The sequence below is a fragment of the Enterobacter cloacae complex sp. IR5401 genome (genome assembly GCF_049238425.1).
GTDB lineage: Bacteria > Pseudomonadota > Gammaproteobacteria > Enterobacterales > Enterobacteriaceae > Enterobacter > Enterobacter hormaechei_C.
The window spans coordinates 1-693 of record NZ_JBMKHN010000052.1 but is presented as its reverse complement, the minus strand read 5'-3'; the positions used below and the strand labels follow the sequence as shown (position 1 = coordinate 693).

Annotated in this window: 1 protein-coding gene; it reads right to left on the bottom strand. The window is 49.8% G+C overall.

What is annotated here, in order from left to right; translation table 11 throughout:
* Nucleotides 1-58: 58 nt before the first annotated feature.
* Nucleotides 59-541, bottom strand: coding sequence for a siphovirus Gp157 family protein (locus tag ACOTX1_RS23785; RefSeq protein WP_032105028.1), 483 nt, complete (start codon nt 539-541; stop codon nt 59-61).
* Nucleotides 542-693 lie beyond the last annotated feature (152 nt).

Genomic DNA, 693 nt, shown 5'->3' with positions numbered 1-693 from the left:
GAGAATTGCCCGGTTCGCCCTGGCCTGCGGTAAAATGGTGTGCGTTTCATGGCTCCACCTACTTGATGATGAGTGAAGGTTTGCCGAGTTTTATTTGCGCGCCAGGTACATCCACGCCAGCTTCGATTTGGTGTTTGATAGCCAATTTGTCTGGCTTGATGCTCGTCTCGTATTCGACGAATTCAGGAGGAAGTGCGCTGGCATCTGTAATCTCTACTGACTTGGAAGGCGCGCGAACCGTTACCTGATGAATGCCTGCCTTCAGTGATTTCTTTCCTGCTGTTTCGAGGGAGGTGGCCACATAATCTTTCATGCTCGACACACGGTTTTCTGCGGCTTTTGCGCGCTCTGCAAGACGCTTGCTTTCTTCTTTCAGCGCCTCGGCATAAGCAGATTCGTTTTTGCAGACAGCAAGGATCTGCTCGACCTTTGCTTCCAGCTCCCACTCAATGCCATCAAGGGTGTCGGCTATCATTTCAGGCTCCATGCCTGAATCAGTCAGCTTTGCGAAATCATTGGCGATCTGGTAAAGAGCTGTCATTGCGTAACCTCTTCGAATTTTGCTTTGCACTTGGCATAGACGGCCTGAACCTCTTGTTGAAGCTGCATTCCGACCGTCATTTTGTAAGCTGCCTGGAAGTGAGTTTTGAGAGCATGCATATTTTTCGCCTGCTTCATGTCCTCACATAGTGA